This is a genomic window from Nocardioides sp. (assembly GCF_034670285.1).
GTDB lineage: Bacteria > Actinomycetota > Actinomycetes > Propionibacteriales > Nocardioidaceae > Nocardioides.
This window is the reverse complement of record NZ_JAXMNS010000427.1, coordinates 1-3,149: the sequence shown is the minus strand read 5'-3', so window position 1 is coordinate 3,149 and position 3,149 is coordinate 1. Positions and strand designations below refer to the sequence as shown.

3 protein-coding genes are annotated in these 3,149 nt (G+C 71.9%); all 3 read right to left on the bottom strand.

Annotated elements, in window-relative coordinates; genetic code table 11:
* The coding region (locus tag VOI19_RS17080) for an OB-fold domain-containing protein (protein ID WP_323794154.1) at window positions 1-228 on the bottom strand (228 nt) is incomplete at its 3' end.
* On the bottom strand, window positions 225-821 hold the full coding sequence (gene ruvC / locus VOI19_RS17075; protein WP_323794153.1) for a crossover junction endodeoxyribonuclease RuvC: 597 nt from the start codon (window positions 819-821) through the stop codon (window positions 225-227). The genes VOI19_RS17080 and ruvC, both read right to left, overlap by 4 nt.
* Before the next feature lie 63 nt (window positions 822-884).
* Window positions 885-3,149 (bottom strand): YebC/PmpR family DNA-binding transcriptional regulator (locus VOI19_RS17070; RefSeq protein WP_323794152.1); only part of this gene is annotated, 2,265 nt, incomplete at its 5' end.

The window sequence follows — 3,149 nt, the reverse complement described above, 5'->3', positions numbered from 1 at the left end:
CTGCAGCATCAGGAAGCACGTACGCTCGGCAGCCGATGCAAAGCCGTACAGGTGGACGTGATCCTCGCGGACATGGGTATCGACCAGCACCGATACGGCAGAGCCGGGCTCGCCAAGCGCCGTCAGCGTGCGGGCCGACGCGAACACCAAGTAGCCGACACCGCCGACGTCGATCACCGCCATGCCGTCGGCGGTCGAGTCGAGCAGCCCCTTGAGTTTGGCGATCACGATCCAGCCCCTCCGGCTTCCCGGGCGAGCGCCGCCGCGATGGCGCGCTGCAGACCGGGCTGGATGTTGGAACCCGCCGCCGATTTCCGGGTCGCCAGACCGGCTTCCACACCGTAGGCGCCGCGTGCCTGGATGAAGTGGGCGTGGCAGACCGCGACGGCCAACGCGTCGGCCGCATCGGCGCCGGCGATACGGGCCCCCGGCAGAAGCGTCGTGATCATCGCCTGAACCTGTTCCTTGCTGGCGCTGCCGGTGCCGACCACCGATTTCTTCACCCGCTTGGGGGCGTACTCGGAAACCAGCAGCCCGGCCTTGGCAGGCGCCAGCAGCACCACGCCCCGGGCGAGGCCCAGCTTCAGGGTCGACTCCGGATTGCGGTTGACGAAGGTCTCCTCGACCGCCGCCTCCGACGGGTTCCAGCGTTCGATCAGGTCGAGCACGCCGTCGTAGAGCTGGACCAGACGCGTGGCGATCGGCGCGTCGCCGTCGGAGTGCACGGTTCCGTCGGCGACGTGCCGCAGCGCGTGACCGTCCATCTCGATCACACCCCATCCGGTGTTGCGCAGGCCGGGGTCGAGCCCGATCAGCCGCATCCAGGCCCTCCTTGGTCGGCGCCGATATCGTCGGAACGCTCCACCAGGAAGCGTCCGGACCATTCAGGCCGTCAGTTTCGCCATGATGTCGTCGGCGATCTCGAAATTGGCCGAGACCTGCTGGACGTCGTCATTGTCTTCGAGCGTGTTGAACAGCTTGAGCAGGGTGCCCGCTTGGTCTTCGTCGACCGCGATCGCATTCAGCGGCTTCCAGGTGAACTGCGCCGACTGCGCGCTGCCGAGGCTTTCCTCAAGCGCGTCGCGCACGGCGATGAAGTCCTCCACCGCGCAGGTGATCTCATGCTCGGTCTCGCTTGACTCGGCGTTCTCGGCGCCGGCCTCGATCGCCGCCTCCAAGATCGCGTCGGGCGTACCCGCTTCGGCCGGGTAGATGATCTGGCCGACCCGGTTGAACATGAACGACACCGAGTTGGTCTCACCAAGGTTGCCGCCGTACTTCGAGAACGCCGAGCGCACTTCCGATGCCGTGCGATTGCGGTTGTCGGTCAGGGTGTCGACGATCAGCGCGACGCCCCCGGGTCCGTAGCCCTCGTAGCGAACGTCCTCGTAGTTGCTGTCGTCACCGCCGCCCGAGCCTGCAGAAGCCGCGTCGCCCTCGTCGGGCACCGCCAGCGACGGTGGCACGAGCTGGTCGGGGCCGAACTCCGCGACCAGCGCCTCGACGTCAAGCCCGAGCTCGTCGATCGCGCGCTCCTCGAGCTGCTCGATGCGCATGCGCTGCTGGGTGCGGGCCATCTCGTCGCGGTGGACGGAGTTGACCAACTCGTCGTGCTCCTTGCCGAGCTCACGCAGCACCGCGCGCACCTCGATGAGCTCCCGCTCGCGACCCCCGCGGGCCTGCTCGACGCGCATCCGGGCCTGGGTGGCCTCGTAGATCGAGATCTCGAGGCGCGACAGCACGTAGCCGGCGGCCACGCTGACCGCCTCGGCGGCCCGTCCCTCGCGCAGCATGCGCTCGCGACGCTCGGCAGCGCGCGCCCGGGTGTCGCGCTCGGCCTTGGCCTGACGCAGCAGGTTGTCGACGCGACCGTGCAGGGCGCGAGCGCGCTCCTCGGCGGTGCGCAGCGCCAGGCGCGCGTCCATCTCGCCCTGACGCGCCACCTTGGCCGCATCGACCAGCCGGGTGCGCTCGGTGGTGTCGGGCTCCTCGTCGGGGGCGTCCTGAGCGGTCGCCAGGCGCTCCTCGAGCTCGGCGAGCCCGGCCAGGTCGGCCTCGCGGGCGCTCGTCGCCTTCTCGATCGCCTGGGCCAGCCGCTCGGCCTCGCCCTTGGCGGCGCGGGCCTGGGAGCCGTACTGACCCAGCTCCTCGGCGACGGCGGCCAGGGTGGCGTCGGACTCGTGGAGCCGGGCGAGGGCGACGTCGACCCGCTTCTGGGCGTCGAGCCGGGTGGTCTCGAGGGTCGACTGCTCGAAGCCGAGCCGTTCACCGGTGGCGGTCGCCTCGGCGAGCTGGGCGGCTGCGTCGTCGACTGCGCTCTGGATCTCGATCAGGCTCTGCTGGGCCGTCGACCCGCCGCCGGCGACGTGGGCGCCGAGCAGGTCGCCGTCACGGGTCACCGCGACGACGTCGGGCAGGTCGGCCACCAGGGCCTGCGCGGCGTCGAGGTCGTCGACCACCGCGATGCGGGCCAGGATGCGGGTGATCGCTGCGCGCAGGGTGTCGGGGCACTCGACCGCGTCGGCGGCGTACGTCGCGTGGTCCGGCAGCGCCGGCCAGTCGCGAGCCGGCTCCGCTCCCCCGGCCAGGACCAGTCCGGCGCGGCCGAGGTCGCCGGCGCGCAGGTGGGAGATGGCCGCCACGGCAGCGTCGGCGTCGGCGACGGCCACGGCGTCGGCCGCAGCCCCGAGCGCGCCCGCGACGGCGGCCTCGTAGCCGGCGGTCACCGTGATGAGCGCGGCGACCGAGCCGAGCAGTCCGGGCACGGCGTCGCTGTCGGCGAGGAGCGCTCCGGCGCCGTCCTTGCGGTTGAGCCCCATCTCGAGGGCGTCCTTGCGGGCCGCGAGCGTCGAGCGCGAGCGATCGGCCTGCGCGGCCTGGTCGCGGACGGCGGCGAGTCGCTCCTCGACCTCGCTGAGCGCGTCGCTGGCCTTCTCGTGCTCGGCGTCGAGCCCTTCCTCGCCCGCGTCGAGCCCGGCGACCTGGGTCTCGAGGGAGGTGAAGTCACGCTGGGCCCGGTCGGCGCGGGCGACGGCGTCCTCCTGGGCCAGGGTGAGTCGACCGATCTCGTCGTCGGCGGCCGCCGCGCGGGACTTGAGGGCGTTGACCTGACCGGTGAGACGGGCCAGGCCCTCGCGCCGGTCGGCGGC

Bases quoted from the DNA above. Each gene is read 5' to 3' on its own strand.
- ruvC (WP_323794153.1), bottom strand. From the start codon at position 821: ATGCGGCTGATCGGGCTCGACCCCGGCCTGCGCAACACCGGATGGGGT.